Annotated in this window: 23 protein-coding genes; 11 read left to right on the top strand and 12 right to left on the bottom strand. The window is 69.2% G+C overall.

Annotated features, from left to right (window positions below):
* Nucleotides 1-29: 29 nt before the first annotated feature.
* Nucleotides 30-1,166: an L-histidine N(alpha)-methyltransferase gene (locus APR04_RS13005; protein WP_253870883.1), complete on the top strand. Its 1,137-nt coding sequence runs from the start codon at nucleotides 30-32 to the stop codon at nucleotides 1,164-1,166.
* Nucleotides 1,157-1,810, top strand: a complete 654-nt coding sequence (locus APR04_RS13010; RefSeq protein WP_253870885.1) for a hypothetical protein — start codon at nucleotides 1,157-1,159, stop codon at nucleotides 1,808-1,810. Before APR04_RS13005 ends, APR04_RS13010 begins: the two co-directional genes overlap by 10 nt.
* 10 nt (nucleotides 1,811-1,820) lie before the next feature.
* On the opposite strand, the gene APR04_RS13015 is transcribed toward APR04_RS13010, so the two are convergent.
* A complete protein-coding gene (locus APR04_RS13015) occupies nucleotides 1,821-2,303 on the bottom strand; it encodes a nucleoside deaminase (protein ID WP_372496107.1) in 483 nt (160 codons plus the stop codon).
* Between the two features lie 140 nt (nucleotides 2,304-2,443).
* On the opposite strand from APR04_RS13015, the gene upp reads away from it, so the two are divergent.
* Nucleotides 2,444-3,079: a uracil phosphoribosyltransferase gene (gene upp, locus APR04_RS13020; RefSeq protein WP_253870887.1), complete on the top strand. Its 636-nt coding sequence runs from the start codon at nucleotides 2,444-2,446 to the stop codon at nucleotides 3,077-3,079.
* Nucleotides 3,080-3,158: 79 nt separating this feature from the next.
* On the opposite strand, the gene APR04_RS13025 is transcribed toward upp, so the two are convergent.
* Entirely contained in the window at nucleotides 3,159-6,599 is a 3,441-nt protein-coding gene (locus APR04_RS13025; RefSeq protein WP_253870889.1) for a sigma-70 family RNA polymerase sigma factor, read from the bottom strand.
* A 248-nt stretch (nucleotides 6,600-6,847) separates the two neighbouring features.
* Between APR04_RS13025 and APR04_RS13030 the strand changes: the two genes are divergently transcribed.
* Nucleotides 6,848-7,615 (top strand): nucleotidyl cyclase domain-containing protein, encoded by a 768-nt coding sequence (locus APR04_RS13030; RefSeq protein ID WP_253870891.1) that lies wholly within the window; start codon nucleotides 6,848-6,850, stop codon nucleotides 7,613-7,615.
* A gap of 106 nt (nucleotides 7,616-7,721) precedes the next feature.
* Here APR04_RS13030 and APR04_RS13035 read toward each other — a convergent pair whose 3' ends face one another.
* The 5 genes from APR04_RS13035 to dnaK form a co-directional block, all read right to left on the bottom strand.
* Nucleotides 7,722-8,030: a DUF1540 domain-containing protein gene (locus APR04_RS13035; RefSeq protein ID WP_253870893.1), complete on the bottom strand. Its 309-nt coding sequence runs from the start codon at nucleotides 8,028-8,030 to the stop codon at nucleotides 7,722-7,724.
* Between the two features lie 174 nt (nucleotides 8,031-8,204).
* A complete protein-coding gene (locus APR04_RS13040; RefSeq protein ID WP_253870895.1) occupies nucleotides 8,205-8,657 on the bottom strand; it encodes a heat shock protein transcriptional repressor HspR in 453 nt (150 codons plus the stop codon).
* 94 nt (nucleotides 8,658-8,751) lie between these two features.
* Nucleotides 8,752-9,765, bottom strand: coding sequence for a DnaJ C-terminal domain-containing protein (locus APR04_RS13045; RefSeq protein WP_253870897.1), 1,014 nt, complete (start codon nucleotides 9,763-9,765; stop codon nucleotides 8,752-8,754).
* 76 nt (nucleotides 9,766-9,841) lie between these two features.
* Complete coding sequence (gene grpE / locus APR04_RS13050; RefSeq protein ID WP_253870900.1) at nucleotides 9,842-10,537, bottom strand: nucleotide exchange factor GrpE; 696 nt, start codon at nucleotides 10,535-10,537, stop codon at nucleotides 9,842-9,844.
* Entirely contained in the window at nucleotides 10,534-12,402 is a 1,869-nt protein-coding gene (gene dnaK, locus APR04_RS13055; protein WP_253870902.1) for a molecular chaperone DnaK, read from the bottom strand. The genes grpE and dnaK overlap by 4 nt, the downstream gene beginning before the upstream one ends.
* A gap of 210 nt (nucleotides 12,403-12,612) precedes the next feature.
* On the opposite strand from dnaK, the gene APR04_RS13060 reads away from it, so the two are divergent.
* From APR04_RS13060 to APR04_RS13075, 4 genes are all read left to right on the top strand, one after another.
* Nucleotides 12,613-13,299 (top strand): HEPN/Toprim-associated domain-containing protein, encoded by a 687-nt coding sequence (locus APR04_RS13060; protein ID WP_253870904.1) that lies wholly within the window; start codon nucleotides 12,613-12,615, stop codon nucleotides 13,297-13,299.
* Complete coding sequence (locus APR04_RS13065) at nucleotides 13,296-13,580, top strand: hypothetical protein (protein WP_253870905.1); 285 nt, start codon at nucleotides 13,296-13,298, stop codon at nucleotides 13,578-13,580. The genes APR04_RS13060 and APR04_RS13065 overlap by 4 nt, the downstream gene beginning before the upstream one ends.
* A gap of 398 nt (nucleotides 13,581-13,978) precedes the next feature.
* On the top strand, nucleotides 13,979-14,845 hold the full coding sequence (locus APR04_RS13070) for a hypothetical protein (RefSeq protein WP_253870906.1): 867 nt from the start codon (nucleotides 13,979-13,981) through the stop codon (nucleotides 14,843-14,845).
* Nucleotides 14,842-16,017: a DUF3039 domain-containing protein gene (locus APR04_RS13075; RefSeq protein ID WP_253870907.1), complete on the top strand. Its 1,176-nt coding sequence runs from the start codon at nucleotides 14,842-14,844 to the stop codon at nucleotides 16,015-16,017. Before APR04_RS13070 ends, APR04_RS13075 begins: the two co-directional genes overlap by 4 nt.
* Nucleotides 16,018-16,026: 9 nt before the next feature.
* Here the strand turns inward: APR04_RS13075 and APR04_RS13080 are convergent, their stop codons facing one another.
* Both APR04_RS13080 and APR04_RS13085 read right to left on the bottom strand, forming a co-directional pair.
* Nucleotides 16,027-16,461, bottom strand: coding sequence for a helix-turn-helix domain-containing protein (locus APR04_RS13080; RefSeq protein WP_253870908.1), 435 nt, complete (start codon nucleotides 16,459-16,461; stop codon nucleotides 16,027-16,029).
* 383 nt (nucleotides 16,462-16,844) lie between these two features.
* Nucleotides 16,845-18,059, bottom strand: coding sequence for an HIRAN domain-containing protein (locus tag APR04_RS13085; protein ID WP_253870909.1), 1,215 nt, complete (start codon nucleotides 18,057-18,059; stop codon nucleotides 16,845-16,847).
* 202 nt (nucleotides 18,060-18,261) lie between these two features.
* Here APR04_RS13085 and APR04_RS13090 point away from each other — a divergent pair, with 202 nt between their 5' ends.
* The 3 genes from APR04_RS13090 (at nucleotide 18,262) to APR04_RS13100 (ending at nucleotide 20,036) form a co-directional block, all read left to right on the top strand.
* Nucleotides 18,262-18,849, top strand: a complete 588-nt coding sequence (locus APR04_RS13090; RefSeq protein WP_253870910.1) for a hypothetical protein — start codon at nucleotides 18,262-18,264, stop codon at nucleotides 18,847-18,849.
* Between the two features lie 139 nt (nucleotides 18,850-18,988).
* Nucleotides 18,989-19,531 (top strand): GNAT family N-acetyltransferase, encoded by a 543-nt coding sequence (locus tag APR04_RS13095; RefSeq protein ID WP_253870911.1) that lies wholly within the window; start codon nucleotides 18,989-18,991, stop codon nucleotides 19,529-19,531.
* A gap of 232 nt (nucleotides 19,532-19,763) precedes the next feature.
* Nucleotides 19,764-20,036, top strand: a complete 273-nt coding sequence (locus tag APR04_RS13100; RefSeq protein WP_253870913.1) for a hypothetical protein — start codon at nucleotides 19,764-19,766, stop codon at nucleotides 20,034-20,036.
* Nucleotide 20,037: 1 nt separating this feature from the next.
* On the opposite strand, the gene APR04_RS13105 is transcribed toward APR04_RS13100, so the two are convergent.
* The 3 genes from APR04_RS13105 to APR04_RS13115 all read right to left on the bottom strand — a co-directional run bounded on the left by APR04_RS13105 (nucleotide 20,038) and on the right by APR04_RS13115 (nucleotide 24,822).
* The gene (locus APR04_RS13105) at nucleotides 20,038-21,174 is read right to left on the bottom strand and encodes a dipeptidase (protein WP_253870915.1); all 1,137 of its coding nucleotides are present in this window, start codon (nucleotides 21,172-21,174) and stop codon (nucleotides 20,038-20,040) included.
* A 45-nt stretch (nucleotides 21,175-21,219) separates the two neighbouring features.
* Nucleotides 21,220-21,615, bottom strand: coding sequence for a hypothetical protein (locus APR04_RS13110; protein WP_253870917.1), 396 nt, complete (start codon nucleotides 21,613-21,615; stop codon nucleotides 21,220-21,222).
* Nucleotides 21,616-21,720: 105 nt separating this feature from the next.
* Complete coding sequence (locus APR04_RS13115; RefSeq protein WP_253870919.1) at nucleotides 21,721-24,822, bottom strand: S8 family serine peptidase; 3,102 nt, start codon at nucleotides 24,820-24,822, stop codon at nucleotides 21,721-21,723.
* Nucleotides 24,823-24,914 lie beyond the last annotated feature (92 nt).

A 24,914-nucleotide genomic window follows, 5' to 3' on the forward strand; every position in this document is an offset into this window, starting at 1 on the left:
CTCTTTGCAACGACGCACAAGGGGAGCGCGTGGGCGACTCAGCGATATCAAGGATCGACAGCACCCTGGCCGGCGACGACTTCGCGTGGTCCGTGACCCTGGTCGGCGAGGACCAGTCCGACAAGCTGGCCACCCTGGCCCAGTACCTCGACGACGGTCACTCGACCACCGGCGACGGCAAACGCGTCCCTTCGGGATACGCCTACTGGGGGATCGGTCCCACCATCGCGTGGTTCAACGCCTCGAACGACCCGACCTACATGGTGATCAAGGTCGGCACGGAGATGTTCCGCAGGCAGTGGCGCACCATCTCGCCGCTCGTCACGGACGAGTGCGTGCACCTGGTCAGTCTCGGCGTCGGCACCGGCGCCAAGGACGGGATGTTCCTGGAGACGATGCGGCGCGCCAACCCGTCGATGCTCTACATCCCCGTCGACATGAGCGCCGAGATGCTCCGCACCGGCTCGCGCACGGCGGTCCGGGACGCGCACTTCCCCCTGGACCGCTCCCTCGGTCTGCAGATCGACCTCTCGCTGGACGGCAACCTCGAGGAGCTCAAGCTGTTCCTCGACCGCCTCGTCGGCGACGAGCCGATCCTCTACTCGCTCGTCGGCAACACCGTCGCCAACTTCGACGACGACAAGGAGTTCCTGAACGGCATAGCCGGGGTGCTGCGTCCCCAGGACCGGATGCTCGTGGAGTTCGCGACCACGGAGAGCCTGGCCCCGAGCGCCGTGCACGACGCCGAGGCCGAGTACCGCCAGACCCGTGGGTTCGTCGAGTTCGTCGCGAGCGCCGTCCGCTACAACACCGACCTCAAGATCGACCTCGAGCAGATCAGGTTCGCCGGCTCGGTCGAGGACGAGAGCATCCTGCTGAAGGTGTTCTGGCAGAACGTCGGCGCCGAGGCCATCCGGATGCTCATCCCGGGCAGCCGCCCCATCCGCCTCAAGCCCCAGGACACCATCCGGCTGTACACGACCCGCAAGTACACGACGGAGCGCATCGACCAGGTCGTCGCCGGCGCCGGCCTGCGCACCACGCACGTGCAGCGCGAGCGGTATCGGCACACCCAGCGCCACAACCCGTTCGGCCTGGAGCTACGCCTCCTGGCCCACGACGAGAGCGCACCCGTCGAGCTGCCGACGTTCGACGTGTGGAAGTAGTGCGGGCACAGCTGCGCCCGCTGCGGCTGCTGCGGCGACAGGTCAGGGTCGCCTGGTCGAGCCGTCGCTGGGCCCGCCGACGGCGCGTCGTCGTCGCCGCGATCACCTATGCCCTGCTCGGCATCGCCTTCGTGCTGGGCATCCTGTGGATACTCGGCGTCGGCCCCGAGTGGGAGCCGTGGGTCAACTCCCTGACCCTGCTCGCCGGCGTCACCGGGCTCATCGTGGAGCGGCAGAACGCCGAGACCGAACGTCGCTCCGAGGTGGTCGCCTCCGTGGTCTTCGAGCTGCAGCAGAACCGTGCCATCGTCGAACGGCGCCTCGCCGGGCTGCGGACCGGCGGCCGGCGCGCGCTCTCGGTGAGCCCCCGGCTCGCCCTGTCCGCCGTCGATGCCGCGCTCGCCTCCGGCGTGCTCAGCAGGACCCCCGACAGCCCTCTCGTCGGGCAGCTGCACCGCTGGCGGGAGCAGGTGCAGGGGTACAACTGGCGCCGCGACCTCACGGAGTTCGAGCTCATGCTCGTCAAGTACCAGGACAACGAGGACGCCGGGTCGAGCCTGTCCAGCCTGGCGAACGAGCGGCTGTACCTGCTTCGCCTGCGCACGCTGCTCGACCAGCTGCACTCCGCGCTGCCGCAGGTCTGACGGGCTCGGCTCAGCCGCGCCGGGCCCCGAAGAACTCCCGGAGCAGCGCCCCGCACTCGGCTTCGCGCAGGCCGCCGAGCACCTCGACCTCGTGGAGCGCGCGCTGGTCCCGCACCAGGTCCCAGACGGATCCGGTGGCGCCCGCCTTCGGGTCCCAGGCACCGAGGACGAGCCGCTGGACGCGCGCCTGCACCAGCGCGCCCGCGCACATCGGGCACGGCTCAAGGGTCACCACGAGGGTGCAGCCGGCCAGACGCCACTCCCCGCGGGACGCCGCGGCGGCCCGCATCGCGAGCACCTCGGCGTGGGCTGTCGGGTCCCCCGTCGCCTCCCGTTCGTTGTGCCCGACGCCGATCACCCGGCCCGACTCGTCGAGCACCAGCGCGCCGACCGGTACGTCGCCGGTGTCGAGGGCACGGCGGGCCTCGTCGAGGGCCGCACCCATCCAGCTCTCCCACTGCGCTCGGCGCTCGGCGACGCTCAGGGCGCTCAGTCCCGCTGACCAGTCAGACACACAGGTCACCCTAGTGACCCACGCTTCCGACAACCCGGTGAGGGACGACGGTGTGGGCCTGGCAACGTTCCGACGCCTCGCGCGGCCTCGACGGGCCACCGCCCGGTAGCGTTGGGCCCATGCGCCTCCACGTCGTCGATCACCCCCTGGTCGCCCACAAGCTGACCGTCCTGCGGGACGAGACCACTGACTCGCCCACCTTCCGCCTCCTGGTCGACGAGCTCGTCACGCTCCTGGCCTACGAGGCCACCCGCGACATCGCTACCGAGCCGCACGAGGTCAGGACGCCGGTCACCACCATGACGGGCACCCGCCTCGCGTCCCCGCCGCCGCTCGTCGTGCCGATCCTCCGCGCCGGCCTCGGCATGCTCGACGGCATGAGCCGGCTGCTCCCGACGGCGGAGGTCGGGTTCCTCGGCCTGGTTCGTGACGAGGAGACCTTCAAGGCCGTCACGTACGCCAACCGGCTGCCCGACGACCTGACGGGGCGACACGTCTTCCTCATCGACCCGATGCTCGCCACCGGTGGCACGCTGGTCGCGGCGATCGACTACGTCCTGGAGCGGGGCGCCCGGGAGGTGACGGCGGTCTGCCTGCTCGCCGCCCCCGAGGGCATCAAGGCGCTCGAGGAGCACGTGGGCGACCGCCTGAACCTGTCCGTCGTCGTCGCAGCGGTGGACGAGCGCCTCAACGAGAAGGCCTACATCGTGCCCGGTCTCGGCGACGCGGGCGACCGCCTGTACGGCATCGTCTGAGCCGGAGCGGAGCCGCGGGCTCAGGCGCTATGGGTATCGCCTGAGCGGGTATCGCCTGAACTGGAAGCGTCCGGAAGCGTCACGACTCGCCGGCGGTCGGGTCGCTGCACACCTCGAACCACGGCCACCGCGGCGGCCGTGCGTCGGTGGCGACGGAGGCGGCAGTGGTCGCGGCCGGCGTCGGCTCGCACACGTTGCCGAAGCACGCCTTGCCCGGGACGACGAACTGGCGCTCCACCGTATGTTCGCGGCCTTCCAGCTGACGGGTGAGCCGCACGGTGACGTTGCCCTCGCGGCTGATCGCGGTCTCGCGCGTGAGCTCGAGCGTCGTGGCCTGTCCCGCGACAACCTTCTGCGGGGACCCGATCTCACTGCTGCTCTCGCGGAGCAGCACGCCCATCCAGTCGCGATCGGTCCCGTTGCTCACCGTCGCCGTGAGATGCACGCGCTGGTCTGTGCACTGTGCCGCGGCGCTGACCGACACCGCCTCGGGCCAGGTGAGCTCGGCGCAGGACTCGAACGAGACGGGCATCGTCGCCAGCGGCTCGTTCGCCGCCATCAGGGTGGCGGTCTCGGTACCCCAGACGACCGGGAACTCGATGGACGTGATCTCTCCGGCGGGCACGGTCCTGGTCACGTCGCCCACGTGGAACCGGACGGGCAGGGTTGAGCCGGTGTTGTCGGCGGTGAAGGCGAACGTCCGCACCGAGTGGTCCTGCTCGACGTCGAACTCGCAGACTCCTGCGGTCACCGGCGCATCGCCGACCGCCGGCGCGATCGTCGCCCCGCCATGGTGTGCCGTCGGGTTGGTCGTTGGCACGACCGGGCCGGCTGGCTGGTCACCGTCGGTGTCCAACCCGTCCCGCGAGAGACGGAAGGTGACGTCGCCCTCGGCCAGGTGCATCCGGTCCGTGTTCACAGAGAGGCTCAGGGTGCTACCCGGTGCCACCGGAAGGCCCGGGGACTCCATGGTGGTGTCACCCACGGGGACGACCATGACAGCGGTCAGCGACTCATCCGACCTGTTGGTCACCGTGCCCTTGACCGCCACGGTGCCGCCCCAGTTATAGGTCTCCGCACTCGTCTCGGTGGACCACGACGGCGAGTAGCAGTCCGCCCCGTTGTGGTCACCCGCTGGCACCGGCGTCGTGTACGTCTTCCCGTCCACCATCGTGGCGAGCACGAAGGCCGCCTGGCCCGCCGGTACCCGCATACCGTCGGGCACGGTGAGCTGGGTGGCCGCACCAGGGGCCACGTCCCTGCCCGAGGAAGCGCTGCTGCCGGCGGCCTTGAGCGCGACGCGCACCGTGCGCTCCGTCGTGTTGGTGTATGTGCCGGTCACGACTGCGTTGGCGGTGCTGGCTCCGCCTTCGGTGACGCAGGACGCGACGACGTCACCGACGCCCTTACCGGCGTTCGCCCAGGCGGACGTCACGGCCAGCGTGGCCGAGACGGAGCGCGCGTTGCCCTGGGGGACGACCGGACGGAGGTTCACAGCGCCAAGCGTCGTGGGCTCCGCCGACGACGCGGCAGCCGCCGTCGTGATGTTCAGCGTGGTCCCCAGGGTGACGCCTGGCTCCAGCGCCGTGGCCGTCCCGGCGAGCGGCGCGCAGAGCCACCCGTTCGGCGGTGCCCCGGACGTGCACGTCAGCTCGGGCTGCGCCTTGGTCGGGCTGACGCCGTCGGGCAGCGTCACCTCGACCGCCCAGCCGACGGGCACCGCACGGTCGCCCGTGCTGGAGACCCGGACCGGGAGCGCGGCGATGCCGGGGCTCGCGAGCGAGACGTCAGCGCTCGCCGCGGTGAGCTCGGGACCGAACGGCGCCACCGTGCGGCCCTGCAGGTCGATCGCGCGGTGCTCTATACCGTCGGCCCAGACCTCGGCTCCGACGGGGTAGTCGCCACCCGAGCTGGCCTGCACGGGCACCTCGACGTGGTGGTCCTGCCCCGGAGCGACCTCGCCGAGCGAGCAGAGCAGCACGTTCGCCTGCTCCGTCGGTGTGCAGGCGGCCGGGCCGTCCTCAGGGATCTGACCCACGGTGGCAGGCGTGCTGGGCGACGAGCCCGGCGTGGCCTTCAGGTCGCCGTCGGACGCTGCGCCGGCCTCGGTGCTGCCGTCGGCGGCGGACCCGGACGCGCTCGCGCTGTCGGTGCCCGAGCTGTCACCGGTCCCGGTGGCAGCGGCGTCCGTGTCCGCGGTCGGCTCCACCGAGCCCGCCAGCCGGCTGCCGACCCCCGTGCCGAACGGCCCGTCCGGCCGGGTCACGGTGAGCCCGCTGGGAAGCGTGATCTGCAGCTGCGTACCGGTTGTCGCGGTCTCGCCGGTGTTGCTGATGGTGAGCGCCAGCTTCTGGGGCTGCCGCGGGACCAGCGGCTTCGACGCGTCCGTGTACTCGACGGCGAGGTACGAGATGCTCGTGCTCTCGCCGGGCTCGATGTCGGTCGGCAGGACAGGGTTCCCGTTGATGCCCTCGGCGCCCGGCAGCTCGCGACCGTCCGTCGTCGTGGTCGTCTGGTCCGCGAGCACCGGCTCCGCGTCGGCCGGTGCGCCGATCTGCAGCGCCGCGACCATGGTGACGGCGGCGACGGCCAGCGCGCCGGCCGCGACGCTGCCGCCCGCGGCGGCCGCAGCGGCCGAGGCGACAGCACCGGCGGTCGCGGACACGGCACTGGCGGTGGCCGAGACAGCTGACGACACGGCGCCGGAGAGCGTGCTGGTCGAGGCTGCGCCCACCGTCGCGGTGGCCGTTGGCGCGCCGCTGACCGCCGCACCCGCCCCGGCCTTCGCCGCGACGAACATGCCGCCGATCGGCGCACCGGCCCCGACGAGGGCGAGGCCACCCGCGCCGAGCACCAGCGGGGCGATGACGGTCTTCATGCCGTGCGCGACGTCGTGCAGCTCCAGCACGAGGGCGCTGCAGGTGCCGCAGGTCGCGAGGTGGTCGTCGATCTTCGCGGTCTCCCGCTTGGACAGGCTGTCGCGCACGTACCCGCCGAGCAGCGGGTTCACCGTGCGGCAGGTGTCCGACGGCGCATGTGTCAGGTGCTGCTGCAGGTATCCGGCGCGCAGTGCCTCCTTGGCCCGATAGAGCAGGGCGGAGACACCGTTGGGGCTGAGGCCCAGCACGGGCGCCACCTGTGCCGGCTTCAGATCGTCGACCAGGACGTACCAGAGCACCTCGCGCCAGCGCTCGGGCAGGTCGAAGTAGGCCCTGGAGACCACGCTGCGCTCGAAGCCGGCGAGCGCCGGATCTTCCTCCGACGCGACACGTCCGAGCACCGACTCGATCTCGTCGTCCGTGCTGGGGCGGGTGCGCGCCGCGCCGCGGGACACGTCGAACGACCGGTGGCGCACCACTGTGTACAGGTACGGACGGAACCCGGTGTCGGGCCCGGCGCCACGACGGAGCATCTCGAACAGCTTGCTGAAGGCGTCCGCGACGACGTCCTCGGCGTCCGCGGGCGATACGTAGTGCCGCGCGAGCGCACGCGCTGCCTCGGCGTGCCGCTCGTAGAGCATGCCAAAAGCGTCGCGGTCACCTGACCTGACCTGCAAGATCAGTTCCGCGTCGCTCGGCGTTTCACCGGTGCTGCTCTCGGCTTGCTTCACGTCTACCCAGACTCTCGGCCGTGTCCTGCCAAAGACTATAGAGCCACACCGCGATTCTAGGGGCTGAAAAAAACATTTCCTGGATGACCGGCGGGTGAAGTGCGGTACACCACGCTTGAAGGTGCGTCATGATTGATCCTCGTGAGGGTTCCTTCATCATGAGCGAGTCACAGCAGGAGGCGCGGGTGCGTGTGCATGACCTGCGTGAGCGGTGGCGCGCTACCAGCTTGGCGTCGGTCTGGATCCGACCGAACGACTGGGAGCACCCCGCCGCGGAAGCGCTTGCCGAGGCACTGGCCGAGGGCCGTGGCGTGATCGCGCCCGCAGAACGGCTGGGCGCAGCACGGGCCGCCGTGGGAGCCGGGATCACCGAGGCCCTGGACGACGTCGCCTGTCTCTACGCCGCGTTCGGCCGCCCTACCGACGTGGGCGCGCTGCGCTCCGCGGCGATCGGCTGGGTCGGCGAGCGCGAGCGCATGCCGTACCAGGCAGCCACGCACGACCCGTCGACCGGACTACCGACGGGCGAGTACCTGGGCGAGCGGCTGCGCGAGACCTACGGCACGGCGCAGCGCAGCGGTACCACCGCGGGCGCCTCCCACTGCCTGCTCGTGCTCGATGTCGGCCTGGACAGTCTCGACACGTGGCAACGGCTCGCGCGCTCCGCTGCGATCGGCCGCACCCTGCACCAGGTCTTCGGTGAAGGCCACCCGATGGCCGCTGTCGACGACGGCACCTTCGTGGTGCTGTGCGAGCGCGGCCCGACGACCGCAGAGCTGGGCCAGTCGCTGCGCCGCGTCGTGGAGCGCAACGCCGAGGTGCTCGGCCTCATCACGGAGGTGCGCCGGCCGACCCGGGTCTGGGTCGAGCGCCTGCCCGGTACGCACGACGACGCGCTGTTGCTGCTCGACCACCTGGCTCGCTGAGGTCTACCGACCCGCTGAGCCCTCCGAGCTCGCACAGCCAGAGCGCCTGCTCGACGTCGAGCAGGCGCTCTGCTTCGTCCTGGGCCGGTCAGCGTTCCTGGGCCGGTCAGCTCTCCTGGAAGGTGAGGCAGTCGGCGTGGCCAGGGTCGTCCGGACCAGCGCCCACCCGGATCGACGGGGCGTTGCACTCCAGGTTGTCGTTGTGCGTGCACTCCCCGCGCTGGCAGGCACCGACGTGGGCGATGACCTTCTCGAGACCACCCTTGGTGCTCAGCGGGATGAACGTGGCACAGGAGGCGTCGCCCCGGTGCCCTGCGATGGTGACGGCTCCTGCGTGGCAGCCGTGGTCGTGGTTGTAACCGCAGCCGTCGATCGAGCACTCGGCGACCTCGGGCATCTCCATCAGCGTGCTCATGGCTCACTCCTCGCGTGGGGCGCTGGGACATCTCCAACAGGCCGATCCTATTCCGGAAATGCAGAACCCGTAGAGCCAGGAATGGAGCAAGGAATGCCTTACCTATCTTCTCCCCTGCATTATTGATTAACGAAAGAATTGCGTTGGCAAAATTACGGTCCGCGGCTAGAGCACTTACCCTTCGCGGCGCGGGGCAGGCCGCCAGAGCACCACCGCACCGCCGCCGACGGCGCGACGTTCGAGCTCGACCCGCATCGCCGCGCTGCGGACCCGCTGGCCGCGCTGGACCACGACGACGTCGCCGGCATCCGGGCCGGCGGCGAACACGCGACCTTCCTCCTGGACCCGCATCAGCAGGTCCCCGAGACGCTCCTCCAGCACCGCGACGTGCGCCTCCAGGTCGAGGATGCGCTTGATCCCCGCGAGGTTGATGCCCTCGACCTGCGCGAGCCGCTGCACCTGCAGCAGGCGCGCCACGTCCCTGCGTGAGTACCGGCGGCCTCTGCCACGGGTACGCCGTGGCACCACCAGGCCGAGACGGTCGTACTGTCGCAGCGTCTGCGGGTGCATGCCCGCGAGGTCGGCGGCCTTGGAGACGGTGAGCACGGGTGCGTCGTCGTCGACCATGCGCTCCTCCCCTCGTCTCGTTCGCTCTGCTCCTGCGTGCGGGCAGGCTAACCGACCCCGGCGCGGTGAGACATATGCCCCACCGCGCCGACAGTCATTCAGCAGCCCGCTCGGCCAGCCCGGCGCGCACGTCCTCGCCGTCGCTCTCTGCGGCAAACGTCTCGAGCGCCTGCTTCGCCTTCTTGCTGAGCTTCTGCGGCACGACCACCTGCACGCTCACGAGCAGGTCGCCGTTCGCGGCCGCCGTCTGCACACCGCGCCCCTTGACGCGGAGCAACCTGCCCGACGGTGTCCCCGCCGGCACCTTCAGCCGTACGGTCGCGCCGTCGAGGGTCGGCACCTTCAGGGTGGTGCCGAGAGCTGCCTCGGCGAACGTGACCGGCACGGTCATGCGCAGGTCGAGCCCGTCGAGCGTCCAGACCGGATGGGGCGCCACGTGCACGGTGACCACCAGGTCGCCGGCTGTGCCACCGCCGACACCCGGCTTGCCCTTCCCACGGAGGCGGAGCTTCTTGCCGTCGTTGATGCCTGCAGGGACCCGGGCCGTGATGGTGCGACCGTTGACCTCCAGCTCAGCTGTCGTGCCCTCGACCGCCGCGCGGAACGGCAGCGTGACCTGCGCGACGACGTCGGCACCCTGGGTCGGCGCGGTGAACCCGGTGGGGCCGGCCGAACCGTAGCCGGGCCTGCCTCCACCGAACATCGAGCCGAGGATGTCCTCGAAGCCCGGGCCCGCGCTACCGCCCTGCGAGTACCGGACACGCGGGCCGCCCCGCCCGGCCGGACCCTGGCCGCCGCCGAACATGGAACCCATGATGTCCTCGAAGCCACCGGCACCGGCACCGCCGGGACCCGCGGAGAAGCGGGCACCACCCGCCATGGCACGCACGGCGTCGTACTGGCGGCGCTGCTCCGAGTCGGACAGCACCGCGTAGGCCTCGCCGATCTCCTTGAACTTGGTCTCCGCGGACGCGTTGCCCTGGTTCTGATCGGGGTGAAACTGGCGCGCCAGCTTGCGGTAGGCCTTCTTGACGGCCGCGTCGTCGGCGTCCTTGGGTACGCCCAGCACGGCGTAGAAGTCCTTCTCCATCCAGTCCTGACCGGTCATGGCACCTCCTTCCGCGTCGATACCGGTGGTCGAGCTCGTCGGGACCTGGGTCTCGACGAGCTCGACCGCCGAGCGATCACTCCGGCCCGACGACGCCCACTCGTGCCGCCCGGACCACCTTGTCGCCGATCTTGTACCCCGGCTCCACCACGAGGTTCACCGTGGCTGCCGTCGCGTCAGCGTCGGTCGAGTGCATGAGCGCCTCGTGCAGCGTGGGGTCGAACTCCTCCCCCACCTTGCCGAACCGCTCGACGCCGAACTTCTGCAGGCTCTGGTCGAGCTTCTCCGCGATCGCCGCCATGGCTCCGCCCAGCTCGCCGTGCTGCTTCGCGCGCTCGACGTCGTCGAGCACGGGCAGCAGCGCGGCCAGCACGTCCTGCACGCCCCGGTTCCGCGCGGCCTCCTGGTCACGCAGCGCCCGGTTGCGGTAGTTCGTGAAGCTGGCCCGCTCGCGCTGCAGCGCGTCCAGGTGCTCCGCCGTCTCGGCCTGAGCCTTGAGCACGGCCGCGGTCTCGGCCGCGTCACCGGAGGGCTCGAAGTCGAGCCCTTCCAGCGGGTCGCCGGAGGCGTGCGCCTCGGCCTCGACGGGCTCGCCCGCCGAAGCGGCCTCGTCCGACCAGGTGGGCTCGCCCGCGGCCTCGTCCGACGCACCGTGCTCGGTCGGCCGGCTCTGGTCGCCGGAGTTGTTCACCTTGCGCTTGTCCCTGAACTGGAAGGGGTGCTCCCCCGAGCCATCGGGCTCAGGGGGTCCCTGTGGGTTCTCTTCGGTCACTTGCGCTCGTCCTCGTCGTCCACGATCTCGGCGTCGACGACGTCCTCGTCGGGAGCCGCCTGCGCGTTCGCCGTCTGCGGGCCACCCTCGGCGCCCTGCGCCGCAGGCTGCTGCTCGGCGGAGTACAGAGCCTCGCCGATCTTCTGCGAGGACGCACCGAGCTTCTCGTACGAGGTCTTCACCGCCTCGGAGTCCTCGCCCTCGAGCGCGGACTTGACCGCGGCGATGTCCGCCTCGACCTCGGTGACGACCTCGGCCGGAAGCTTGTCGCGGTTGTCCGCAATCTGCTTGTCCATGGAGTACGCGAAGGTCTCGGCCTGGTTGCGGGTGTCCGCGTCCGCGCGACGCTCCTTGTCCTCCTCGGCGTGGGTCTCGGCGTCCTTGACCATGCGGTCGATGTCCTCCTTGGGGAGGGCCGAACCGCCGGTGATCTTCATCGACTGCTCCATGCCCGTGCCGCGGTCCTTGGCGGACACGTGCACGATGCCGTTCGCGTCGATGTCGAACGTGACCTCGACCTGCGGCACGCCGCGCGGGGCCGGTGCGATCCCGGTGAGCTCGAACACACCCAGCGGCTTGTTGTCGCGCGTGAACTCACGCTCGCCCTGGAACACCTGGATCGCCACGGACGGCTGGTTGTCGTCCGCCGTGGAGAAGACCTCGCTGCGCTTGGTCGGGATGGCCGTGTTGCGCTCGATGAGCTTGGTCATCACGCCACCCTTGGTCTCGATACCGAGGGACAGCGGGGTGACGTCGATCAGCAGGACGTCCTTGCGGTCGCCGGTGATGACACCGGCCTGCAGGGCCGCGCCGACGGCGACGACCTCGTCCGGGTTCACACCCTTGTTCGGCTCGCGGCCGCCCGTGAGCTCCTTGATGACCTCGGGCACTGCGGGCATGCGGGTGGAGCCACCCACGAGCACGACGTGGTCGATGTCGGAGACGGAGATGCCCGCGTCGCGGATCACCGCGTGGAACGGAGCCTTGGTGCGGTCGATGAGGTCCTGCGTCATCTGCTGGAACTGAGCGCGCGTGAGCTTCTCGTCCAGGTGGATGGGGCCGTTCTCGCTCATCGAGAGGTACTGCATCGAGATGTTGGTGCTCGTCGAGGACGAGAGCTCCTTCTTGGCCTGCTCGGACGCCTCGCGGAGCCGCTGCAGCGCGATCTTGTCCTTCGACAGGTCGACGCCGGAGGAGTTCTTCACCTGCTTGATGAGGTACTCCACGACGCGCTGGTCCCAGTCGTCGCCACCGAGGCGGTTGTCACCGGAGGTGGCGCGCACCTGGATGGTCGAGAAGTTGTCCTCGTCCTTGCCCACCTCGAGCAGGGAGACGTCGAACGTACCGCCACCGAGGTCGAAGACGAGGATGAGCTCGTCCTCCTTGCCCTTGTCGAGACCGTAGGCGAGCGCTGCCGCCGTCGGCTCGTTGACGATGCGCTTGACGTCGAGGCCGGCGATCTGGCCGGCGTCCTTCGTGGCCTGGCGCTCGGCGTCGTTGAAGTACGCCGGGACCGTGATCACGGCCTCCGTGACGGGCTCGCCGAGGTACTCCTCGGCGTCGCGCTTGAGCTTGCCGAGGATGCGTGCCGAGATCTCCTGCGGCGTGTACTTCTTGTCGTCGATGTCCTGGGACCAGTCGGTGCCCATGTGGCGCTTGACCGACGAGATGGTGCGGTCGACGTTGGTGACCGCCTGACGCTTGGCGACCTCACCCACGAGGACCTCGCCGGTCTTGGAGAACGCGACCACCGACGGGGTGGTCCGCGAGCCCTCCGCGTTGGCGATGACGGTGGGCTCCCCACCCTCGAGGACGGTCACCACCGAGTTCGTGGTGCCGAGGTCGATACCTACTGAGCGTGCCATGTTGCTGCCTTCCTACGACAGGTTGAGTCTGCTGCACTCAACTTAAGCCAGTGACCGCGAGGATGCAAGCCCGGCCCCCCAGAGTTGAGTCCACTTCACTCAACCTCCACGGCCCGCGGATGGTTCCCGCCGCGAACAGGCGGCCGGCGCCGGACTATTAGCACCGGACGGGTACCCGCTGGCCAGGGACAGAGGTGTCAGGATTTGTCCGTGGGATCGGTCATTACGCTGTCCGTCAACGGAGTGGACCTCGACTGGGGGAAGAACCGCAGCCGGGAGAACCACTACTGGCTGTTTCCGCCGGGAAGTCTGACCGAGATTGAGTACGTTTTCGTGGATGGCTACGTGGAGCGCAAGCCGGGGTTTCAGACCACTCTGGAAGAGGCTCGCTTCCGGCTACGGCATCTCGGCTACTCGCAACATGAGGCGGAAGCAAAGTTCAGCGAGGCGGTCACCCGTTGGAACAGGACGTCCGACCTGCGGTTGTCCTTCGAAGGCTTCCGGAGTGCACTGACCAGCACCGACTTGGCGGCCCCTTCGCCCTCGGCCGCGCGCCGAACAGCCGACGACAACCTCTGGACCCGCATCTCCAGACTGTTTGCACCGGGTGGCCTCGGGGAAAGCATGACCGACAACTTCATCCGCACCCTGGACATCGGGATCGCACTTCGAGTGCTTGCCGATCGTGACGAGAACCTGCCGCTGCCGCTGCGATGGCACCACCAGGATCTGATCGACGGTGGATGGGCGTCACTCGAGGATGTGACCGACATAGACCGGCGCGACACGATCATCAACCACACGATGCTGGTCGGTCGGCTGCAGGACCACGTCGGAGTGCACACCGTCAGCGGGTTCGATGCCTGGCTCGTGACATCTGAGAAGGAGCCAACGTGAACAAGCAGCAGAAGCTCAGGAACACCGCAGAAGGACTGCTCGCGGGCCTCACCGCCGTCGGCTTCAAGGGTCCCTGGCGGTGGGCCCACCACGAGTGGGAGGGTGCGTTCTACCGGGCGTGGAGCGACTGGCCGCCCGCGAGAGATACAGAGGTCTTTCGCGCGTTCCAAGTCGGTGGTTCCGCTGACGGTCGGACGTCGCAAGCCCGCGACATCCTCTTCACAGTGAAAAGCACGTCACCGTTCGACGGCTACGACCGTGGTCCGCTCAATAGCGCCTGACAGCCGACTGCTTGTCCCAACCCGCCGCGGCCTGATGCCTCACCGACGCGGCGATGGCACACCAGGCCGCCACCTGCATGACCAGCTATCCGCCTTGACGAGCTGCTCGGGCGAAGGGGGACAGCGTCCCGCGCCTCCACGACGCGCCGATGCTCAGGTATACGGGCGGGATCCGACGAGGGCACGAATCGGCAGGAACTCCCGTCCCTGGAGGCGCCCAGGCAGTACTGCATGCGCCGTAGCGCGGGACCGGGCGCCTGATGGTTATCAGGTATCGCAGAACTATCGCAGTTACCTAGCATAGAGGATTGCAGAACCTCGCATACTGGCACCTGAGAGCGTCGATCTGTATACCGTCAACCAGCTGGCATGTCCGACTGATGGCGTACGCTTCAGGCATGGACGACACCCCCGAGATCGACACAGAGGAGGCGGAGCTCGACCCATTCGCGGGGCTCGAAGACCTGCCGACATCAGACACCACGCATACCCGTGACGACCTGTTCCGCAGCGCAAAGCGTGGTTTCGTGCGGATCCGCAAGGACTTCGTGCAGCGGGAGGCCAAGCCGCGACCTTCGGTCTTGGCCGAGCTGGTCACCGGCCGCAAGGAGCTCGCTCTGGACCTGCTGCTCACGGTGCACGCCCTGCAGCCGGTCCTTCCCGGCTCTCCCCTGCCCATCAGGACGTGGGCTCGCCTGCTCGGCCAGGACGTCTCGGAACGGTCGGTCCGTAGCGCGATGGCCGCACTGGAGCAGATGGGCCTTCTGAAGGTCGGGGGGCGTCGAGGTACACCCGAGTTCGTCCTGAAGCGTGAGAACGGCGACGGGGAGGCGTGGAACCCGGAACCGGTGGACGATCCGGCGGCGCGCGGGAAGGGGTTCTTCACGATCCCGTTCGCCTACTGGACTGCCGGCACGATCGACGAACTGTCGCTGCCGGGCAAGGCGATGCTGCTGGTGATCCTGCGCGACACGCAGGACCCGAAAGGGAAGCTCACGTTCGTCATGGCCAACGAGCGGGCTCAGGAGTTCTACGGATTCAGTGAGCGGACCGCAGAGCGGGGGTACCTCGAGCTGCGCAAGGCCGGGCTGCTGAAAGAGAGGACCGTCCTCGTACCGTCAGCTCGCCACCCGCTGGGCCGCCGCGAGGAGTACCACCGGGCGCTGGCCTCTCCGTACAGCACCGCCCACCGTGAAGCACTGCGCAAGGCCGCGAAGGCAGCACGCGACGCAAACACACTCGCCGTGGCACGGTCCCGCGCATGACGAAGAACCAGGCAAGGCAGGACCCCGCCCACGGGGTCGACTCCCGCGAGAGTCACAACCGTTCCGCAGTGCTGAATCCGACCAAGACAGGTGACATGACCGAACCCGACCCGCCGCGCGTGCTCCAGGTGCGCCCCACACTTCGAGCGCTCAAGCTCCTGCCTACCGACGAACCAGACGTCGCCGCGGAACGGACGGTGTTCGATCGCGCGAAGTCGGCGCCGGACGCCGACACGCGACGACACATCCTCCACGAGCACCGCCTCGGGCAGATGCAGTACTCGCTCCTGAACGACGTGCGCACCATCCTCGAGCAGGGCGGCATGCCGGACAGGCACACCGCCTCCTCCAAGGCCGCAGGCCGCACCGTCTACGAAGCACGCAGCCACACAGGGGCGGGATGGCGCGGCGCGTTCGTGCTGGAAGGCGACGTGATGTGGCTGGTCTTCGCCAGCCCTCATGACCGTTTCCACTCCACGGCAGCCGACTTCATCAAGAAGGGCACGTGGCTCCCTGGTGAGCTCGACAAGAAGCTAGCGGCACAGGACGCCGAGAGCATCCGCCGGCGCGGCTGGCGCGTCGATGCCCTGACGACGATCCTCGACGCCCTACGCGAGACCACCACAGAGCAGCGACCTGTCGAGTTCGAGCTAGCCGACACGACCAGGAGCAACGCGTGCACGCTGCGCCTGGAGAGCGAGCCCATCGACGAGCCGGCACCCACCGCGGACCTGGCGCACACGACTTCGGGGATGCTCACGGTCACCCTGCTGATCCGAGGCGCGGACCACAAAGACCTGATCCAGCCAATCATCGACATTCTCGCCCTCGTCCGCGACAGCGCGGAAGAGCAAGAGCAGGTGTACCTGAAGGGCGGGGACCTACAACTCGTGTGGATCGTGTCGCACGCACGCCTGTCTCAGCTGACGGCAGCCGTGAACGACACCACCGACATGGTTGCGCAGCCTCAGGAACTTCCCACGCCAACGGCGCTCCACTACGTCAACACGAGCGTTCTCGCAGCAGCGTTCGTCGACGGCACGGCCGTGTACTCGCTCTGCGGGCAGTGGTTCGTCCCTCGACTCGACGGCTCTGCCCGCCTGCCCGTGTGCCAGGAATGCGAGGAGCGCAAGCCGTGGGCCCACGCGGTGCTGGACGGCTTGCGCTCCTGAAAGAGCAGGTCAGAGGTCGTCGAGCTCGCTGAGCGCCTCGTCGCTGATCGGCGCGCGAGACTCGACGGCAGCCCTCTCACGCGACGCAGCGTTCGCGGCAGCCTCGGCGACAAGCTTGCCCGCTGCGAGCCGGCGCGTGTTGAACTCAAGCAGGTCGGACAGCGCGATGCGCTTGTGCGAACCCACCATGGTGAAGCTCAGCGCGCCGGACTTCATGAAACTCAGGAGAAACGGACGAGAGACGCCGATCAGGTCCGCCGCCTGGTTGGGGCTGAGCTGGGCGTCCTGCTCGACGAGCGTCGCACCCTTGCCCGAAGCGAGGCTGCCGTGCAGGTTGGCGAGCAGCGCACGGACAGGCGAATCTGCAGGCAGCTGCCCCACGGCGCGGTCGAGGACGACGAGGTCCTCCGCATCGGCCTTGCTTGCTTCGACCGTAGTAACCATGCACCTACCTCCTTCTGTCACTGTCAGCTTCTGTCAGGTGTAATAACTGTAGCGACGGAGGTTGCCAGGTGGCAACTCCTTGTCATCGCGAATCCGGAGATGTGAGCAACAAGGCAGAACCGAACTACCTCCTCAAGGGAGCCAGTCTGAGTGCTGAAGGCCTTCTTCGAGTCGGTGATCCTTGGTTTGACACCCGCTTAGGCGGTGGAGCTGCTTCGCGAGTCGGAGGGCTCCAGCCGCTACCGGCACGGTCGTGCGCGAGCGGTGCTGTGAGCGGTGGGACTTCGCCATCTTGGTGCGAGTTCCAGTCCGCCACATCGCCACAAAACGTCAGGTCACGGAGGCGGGACTCCCTCAGGATCGGCGAGAACTGCGGGACAGACTCACGGTGTCGGCTCCAGGTGCTCGCTGATCCACTCTTCGGTGAGGTCCGCTGTGCGCGCGATTGAGAGCGCCATGGAGACGGTGAGGGATTTTCCCGACAGGAATCCGTGGGCGGTCACTGTGCGCCCCAGGGCCTCGGCGCGGTCCACCACGGTGAGCAGGCCGGCCGATGTTGCCGGCGTTAGGGTGCCAACCGGCTGGCCGTCGACGCGGACCTCAGCAACGCGCTTCTCGCTGCGGGGCAGCTTGATCGTCAGCGCGTGCAGGGTGCACCACAACGCCGTCGTGCGCCCCGCGACCACCATCGGACCCAAGACGTCCAGGTGTTCTTGTTCCCCAGTCACCTGGATCGTTCGCCCTTCGGGTAGTTCGGCGGCAGGCTCCCCGGGGTGTGCGTTCGCCGGGAGGATCGAGTCGGGATCACCGAGATCGAGAGTGACTCGACCACGCCAGGTGCCGTCGTCGTTCGTCGCCCACACTCTTGCCCTCGTGACCGCACCTCGACCCTCGAGGGCGAGTCGGGCCAGCAAGGGTCGGTAGCGCACGGCGTCCTCTCGGGCGAGAAACCCGACAGTGTGCCCCTCGACATCGATACGGACCGCGTTCGCGTCATGGGCGTTGCCCACCTCGGGAACGAGCACAGCCTCCGTCCGGAACCCCTCGCTGGTCCGGCGGCCACCCGCCTTGTAGAGCGCCGCCAGTTCCCGCCGGTGGTATGCCTCGCCGACGACCTCGACGGAGGAGCTACTGCCATCCCACAACTCGAAGGCGGTCATCCTGAGCTTCCCGCGCTTCGCCTTCGCCACCACGTCTCGTAGGGCTTTCTCTTGGTCGGCCACCCCGGCCGCACCCCGCACCTTCGGCGAAGTTGGCTCCAGCTGGTCAGCGTCAGATTGCCCAGCCCCGATCGGAACGCGGCCGGTCGGCTCCCGTCGAGACGGCTGTCCGGCTAGAAGCGCATCTACCTGTGCGCGCAGCGCCGCGAACGCGGCCCGATCCTTGCGACGCCAGTGGACGACGAGGGACTGCGGGTTAATCGCGTTGGGCTGCGGCCCGTACGTACTGAGATCCACGCCGTCTGAGACGAATACGCGCGCGTGACCGTTGACGAGCATTCTCGCGTCCTTCCACTCGACGCGTACGACGTCGGCAAGCGGGATCGTGATCGTCGGTGCCCGCTGGATCGTCGCGGCCATCTTGCCCGCATGGATCATCAGCGCATCTTGAGTCAGCTCGAGATCGGCACCATACCCAGTCGCGCGCATGCTCCCGATGATCCCACCGCCCGCCAGAACTGGCCGCGTATGCTCCAACTCCGCGGTGGCCGCCACGGCCGCCGCAGGGCCATGAGGACACGAAAGTGGAAATCCGGCACGACCCGGAGTGAGCGTCAGTGGCTCCGCCTACTGTGCCGGCATGGGTCGACACTGGCACGGCAACTCACCTCGCGGCAGGTTCATCTCCGGGAACGGATGCCCACGGTGCGCGAAGGGCGACGCGCGCGCCTCGAAGCTGGAGACCGAGGTGTTCACGCTGCTGGGCTTCGTCCTTGGTCGGGGCGAGCGCGACGTCCCCGTTCCAAGCGACCGCAGGATGTGGCTCGACATGCTCTTCACGTTCGAGTACGGGCTACGTCTCGGGATCGAGTACGACGGCGCCTACTGGCACAAGGATCGAGAAGAGTCCGACGAGCGCAAGACGTGGCGCATCACCAGCAGCAGGCTCGCTCACGAGGTCGTACGGATTCGAGAGGAACCACTTGAAGCGATTGGCCACTACGACGTCGTCGTCCCGCCACGTGCAACGGCTGGTGTGATCGCCCAGACGGTCCTGCTCCACCTGGGCCATCATGGCCTTCTCCCGGGCCCAAGCATCGAGGATGCGACGACCGGACTACTCGCGGCCGCCCGCGAGCCACTCGATGAACGCCACCTCCGGTGTGAGGACTGCGTCAAGGTGCTCGCCTACATGACACGGTACCGATCGCCTCTCAGACGCATCTGAGCGTCGCGCCCCTCCAACCCCCTCGCTGAAGATTCCGACACGAAATCGAGAATCCGGCGCTGACACGAACCTGCGAAGCCGCTGGTCACAACCTCGCCCGCCCGTCATGTTCCGCCGGAACCTACATATGGTGTTCGCCATGCCCTTCGAGACCGCCCTGACCGACGACGTCACGCTGCGCGAGCTGACCAAGGACGACGCGGTGGCGCTCGCCCACGGCTACGCCCGCAACCGCGAGCACCTCGCGCCCTGGGACCCCGCGCGGCCGGAGGAGTTCTACACGGAGGAGTGGCACAAGGAGCGCCTCTGGGCGCAGGTCCTGGAGAACTCGACCGGCCGAGCGCTGCACACGGTGCTCGAGGCGGACGGTGAGATCGTGGGCAGGCTGAACCTCACCGACATCGTGCGCGGGGCCTTCCAGAACGGGCACGTCGGCTACTGGCTCGACGCCCGGTTCACCGGCCGTGGCCTGATGACCCGCGCCATCGAGGCGCTGGTCGTCCACGCCAGGGACGAGCTCGGTCTGCATCGCCTGCAGGCGGCGACGCTCCCGCACAACGAGGCGTCGCAGGCAGTGCTGGCCCGGCTCGGCTTCGTGAGGATCGGCGTCGCTCCCGCCTATCTGAAGATCGGCGGACAGTGGCAGGAGCACGTCCTGTTCCAGCTGATCCTGCACGGCTGAGCCGACCCGGTCGACCGGGGCCGGCCGGCGGGTCCCCTGACGCCCGTGCCGCGCGACACGCCGTCGTCGGTCCTGTTCCGCCCCTGCCAACAGGCGCGACGCCCTGACCTGCGGTACACAAGGGTTGCACGACCGGGGCCACAGGGGGTGGGGCGTCGGACGAGCAACCCGCGGGCCTGCCCGCGGGTGCCTGATGCCCGGGAACCCCGGGCCCCGACGGGGGGAGACCACCATGGCCAGCATCCACGGAAGCTCGTTGTCGATAGCGCTCCTGACAGCACTGCTCGACCCAGAGGAAGACGGCCTCAGATCACCTCACGTCCAGGACCTGCTGCAGGAGGCCCTCGAGACGCGCGAGGACGCACGCGACGTGATCGTCGCGCTGCTCGCCTCGTCCGGCTCGATGCTGCGGCAGATCAGCTACCACAACGAGCAGGAACCGCTCGAGTCCCTGCAGAAGGTGGCCCTGGGCTTCCAGCGCAAGGTGGTCCAGCTCCCCGGCTGAGTCAGCGCCCGGTCTGCGCCGCCACCAGCTCGGCGTCCCGGAGCACGCGCAGCATGTTTCCGCTGGCCAGCTTGCCCAGGTCGGCGTCGGACCAGCCCTTGTCGGCGAGCGCCGCGAGCAGGGTGGGGTAGCCCGTGACGTCCTCGAGCCCTTCCGGCAGGGTGGGCGTGCCGTCGTAGTCCCCGCCCAGGCCCACGTGGTCGATGCCGGCGACCTCGCGGACGTGCTCGACGTGCGCGACGACGTCGGACAGCGTGGTGCGGGGCTGGGGGTGCCCGGCCAGCCACCGCGCCATGAACGGCTCGAACGCCCCGATGTCGGTGCTGCGGATCCCCTCCGCCGCCGCGGCCTCCGCGCCCTCGGCCCGCCACGCCGCGACGGCGGGCGAGACGAACTGCGGCACGAACGTCACCATGCAGACGCCGCCGTTGGTCGCGAGCGTGGCCAGGACGTCGTCGGGCACGTTGCGGGGGACGTCGCAGACGGCGCGCGCGCTCGAGTGGCTGAAGATGACCGGGGCCGAGGTGACGCGCAGCGCGTGGCGCATGGTGCCGGCCGAGGTGTGCGAGAGGTCGACGAGCATGCCGAGGCGGTTCATCTCGCGTACGACGTCCTCACCGAACGGGGAGAGCCCGCCCAGCACCTCCTCGTCGGTTCCGGAGTCCGCCCAGGGCACGTTGTCGTTGTGCGTGAGGGTCAGGTACCGGACGCCGAGCGCGTACAGCATGCGCAGCACGGCGAGGGAATCGTCGATGGAGTGGCCACCTTCTGCGCCCATGAGCGAGGCGATTCGTCCGTCGCTCCACGCCTGCTCGACGTCGGCGGCGGTCCGGGCGAGCTGGAGCGTCTCGGGGTACTTCTCGACCATGCGGTGCACGCAGTCGATCTGTTCGAGCGTCGCGGTGACCGCCGCTCCGCCGACGAGCCTCGACGGCACGTACACCGACCAGAACTGGGCGCCGACGCCGCCCTCGCGCAGGCGGGGCAGGTCGGTGTGGGTGGTCGTGAGCCGCTGCGCGATGTCGACGGCGTCGAGGTCGTAGGCCGACTGCTCGCGCAGCTCCCACGGGAGGTCGTTGTGCCCGTCCCAGACGGGGTGCTTCTGGAGGAGGGCGGTGAGGCGGTCGGCGGTCGTCATGCGGGCGACACTATCGCGCGGTCGGGCCGCCGAAGCGGGCCGGACCTACCCGGTGAGGTGGTCGACGAGATCCACCAGGAGAGGGGAGACCGCGAGGCCTAGAGCCAAGACAATCTGCCCGACCGCGATGGCCAGCCCTTTGCCGCGTTGTGGCACGAGGCCGACCGATCCTTTTGCGAGATGGTGGTGTGGCGGCGCGTAGTAGACGTCAGTCACCTTGCCGGGCGCCACGTCCACGAGCAACTCGACCTCGCCGTGACGCCACAACCACATGGAGTACAAGATCGCAAGATGTGGTCCACTGCGCACCCGGACTTCCCGCGTACCGAAGTATCTGACGTCGACTTCGTGCCCGTCGATGTGCATTGTGATGACCCTCAGACCAAGGCTCGGGCTCACGTGCACGCGTACGAGGCCGTCGTAGCCAACACCTTCACTCATTCGAGACCATAACCCTTACCGGGTGAAGAAGCCGTCGTCGAAATTTGGATCCCAGTCACCATAGGGGTGCGTCGGAAACCTGTCCCGTCTGACACGTCGGGAGAGTCAGCCGATGCGCTTCCAGCTGCAGCCGGCGGTCTCGAAGCCGCGCGCGGACGACGGCATCGTGATCGTGTGGGCCTCCGAGACCTCGCCCTGGCTCACGACACCACTGGCACCGTAGAAGCCCTTGTAGAAGGCGTAGCGGCACGAGGTGCCTGCGTTCGTCGGCCCCTTCGTGGAGTACACGCCTCGCTCGAGGTGATCGCCGAGGACGTAGACACCGTGGTGGGCGGTGGAGGCCCGGGGGGTGACCATCCCGGCGTAGTACTTGGTCCAGGTGCCGCAGCTGCTGCTCGACCAGATGGCGTAGTCGGTCGACTGCACCTTGACGATGCGCTGGCCGGAGCCGATGTCGCTGGCGAGGAGGTTGCTGGTGGAGTACCGCTCCCACATGCACTCCGCTGAACCGGCCTGCGCCACGTAGCTGACCGGCGGCACACTGTCGGACCCCACGAGCCAGGAGGTGGAGTCGTCACCCGGGAACTTCATGGCCGGGGTCAGCACCGCGCGGGTCGCCGAGCTCCGCCGCATGGCCGTCCCGTACCCGGACCGGTAGGTCCGTACCGAGACGGTGATCTTCTTCCGGTAGTCCGTGCCCTTCAGTGCGTAGGTCGACTTCGTCGCCCCGGAGATGGGTACGCCGTTGGCATACCAGCGGTACGAGAACGACGGCTTCGGCGACCACGTCCCGGTCGAGGCCCGGAGAGTGGATCCGACGCGCACCGTGCCCGAGATCCTGGGGTTCGGCGCCGCGGAGTACATCGACCCGACCCTCGCCGCCGCCGAGGTGACCGACCGGGTGAAGTAGCCGGTCCGCCGCACGGTGGCAGTGACCGTGATCTTGCGGCCCCTCCACGACGACCGGACGGAGAGGCTGCTGTCGGTCGCCCCGCGGATGGAGCGCCCGTCGAGCTTCCACCGGTAGGCGACCGAGCTGGGCACCGGTGTGGACTGCGGGCGGGAGACCTTCAGCGTGGTGCCCGCGGCCGCCACGCCGATGATCAACGGCGCCGACTGCGAGAAGACACCCGACGGGACGGCTGCGGAGGCGGCGCTGGTGCGGCTGGCCGTCGTGTACCCGGCGCGCGTGCCGAAGATCCGGACCTTGAGCCTCTTGCCGCGCTGCGCGGCCGTTGGCGTGAAGGTGAACCCGTTGGCACCACTGATCGCGGCACCGTTCGCGTACCACCGGTAGGTGAGCTGGGTACCCGACGTCCACGAGCCGGCGAGCGCGCGCAGGGTGGAACCCACGCGGATCGTCCCGCTGATCCTGGGGACCGACGCGGTCAGGCTGCCGGTCTTGATGACGGACGTCTTGGTACTGGTCGTGGAGGTGGGCGTGCGGCCGGCGGCCGAGCCGACGGCGGTGACCGACAGCACGGACCCGAGATCCGCACCCTGAGGGGTGTAGGTCGGCTTCGTCGCGCCCGGGATCATCTCGCCGTCCGTGCCGCGACGCCACTGGTAGGTGAACGTCGCAGCGGGGCTCCAAGCGGCGACGGTGGCGGTCAGCGGCTTGCCCACGCGGTACTCGGCGCCGGAGACGGTCGGCACGGTCGTCGTGTCGAACGCTTCGTCCTTCGCCAGCTCGTAGGCCGCCAGGACGTCGAGCTTGCCCTCGCCCCAGACGTTGTTGTCGTCGGCGGTTCCTCCGCACGACGTGTCGTTCACGTCTCGTGCCGTGCCGTCGAGGACGGCTCGGGTCGCCTGCACGTTGCCGACGAGCTCCGGAGCAGCGCTCCACAGCAGCGCGACGGCTCCCGCGACGTGCGGTGCTGCCATCGACGTACCGTTCTGGTAGCCAGAGGATTCGGACGGCAGGGTCGACAGGACGTTGGCGCCCGGTGCCGCGATGTCCGGCTTGACCGTGCCGCTCTGCCCCGGGCCGCGCGAGGAGAAGTCGGCGATCTGCCCGCTCCGGGTGAACGCGCCCACCGCGTAGTTGACGGTCCGGGAGGCCGGGGAGCCGGCCGCCTCGCACCCGTACACGCCCGCGTTCCCGTTGGCGAAGGTCGCGAAGATGCCCGAGTACTCCCACGCCTGGACGATGCCCTCCATGAACGGGTCCGTCGAGAAGTCCTCGCCCCACGAGTTGTTCACCACGTGCGGCCGCAGCGCCGGCCTCGGGTCCGGGTCGGTCGAGCTCTGGTCGTAGGGCGCGAGGATCCACTCGCCGGCTGCGATCAGGTCCTCGTCCGACAGCCCGTCAGCATCCCCTGCGGCGGCAGCGATCCACTGGGCGCCGGGCGCCACGCCGACGGCGTGGTCCGCACCGCCGTTGCGCACCGTGCCGCCGACCATCGTGCCCATGGTGTGCGTGCCGTGCCCGTTGTCGTCGTGGGGGTCGCTGCGACCGTCGGCCGAGAAGTAGTTGTAGGCGTCCGGGTCGTCCGAACCCCGGCCGCGGTACTGCCCGGACAGGGCGCCGTGGTCGCCGTCCACTCCTGAGTCGATGTTGGCCACCACGATGCCCTCGCCCGTGTGACCCTCGTTCCACACGTCGTCCGCGTTGATCGCCGCGATACCCCAGGTCGGGCCGGCCGCAGCGGCGGCCTCGTTCGCTCCGGCCGTGGTCTCCACCGGCTCCGGCGCCGCGTAGCGCGTCGTCGGGCGGATCTCCAGGACTTCCGCGTTCGCCGCGAGGTCCGTGGCGAGGTCGAGCGAGCCGCCCTCGACGAGGATCGCGTTGGTGGCCCAGTAGGACGTGTACTCGGCGCCGGAGCCCTCCAGCTCCGCGACTGCCTCCTCCTGGGAGGACTCGGCCGCCGCGACGAGCGCGTCGTACACGTACTCACCGCGCTCGGACCAGCTGGTGATGCCGCCGGCCGCGGACAGGTCCGGCTGGTCGGCGAAGCGGAGCCAGAAGTTCGTCGCGGTCCGAGCAGCGAACGCCTTCTTGGCGCCCGGAGTGATCTTGTCCGCCGGGTCGACGACGCCGGGCGCCGCCTCGACGCCGGGCGCGCCCAGGACGGCAGCGCTGCCTGGGTGGGCGTCGGGGTGAGGGCTGGGATCGGGCACGGCGTACGCCGTTCCCGGTGCTGTGAGGAGTGCCAGGGCGGTGGCCGAGGCCAGGAACCTGGTACGGCGACGGGTGCGAGGATGCATGGGTACTCCAGGCTGGGGCGCCCGGTGTACCGAGGCGCGCTGGACCTGCGCTGGGCAGGGGCTATGCCGTGAAGGTAGCGCCCGCGGTCAGA

The organism is Promicromonospora umidemergens, from assembly GCF_024171995.1.
Classification (GTDB): Bacteria; Actinomycetota; Actinomycetes; order Actinomycetales; family Cellulomonadaceae; genus Promicromonospora; species Promicromonospora umidemergens.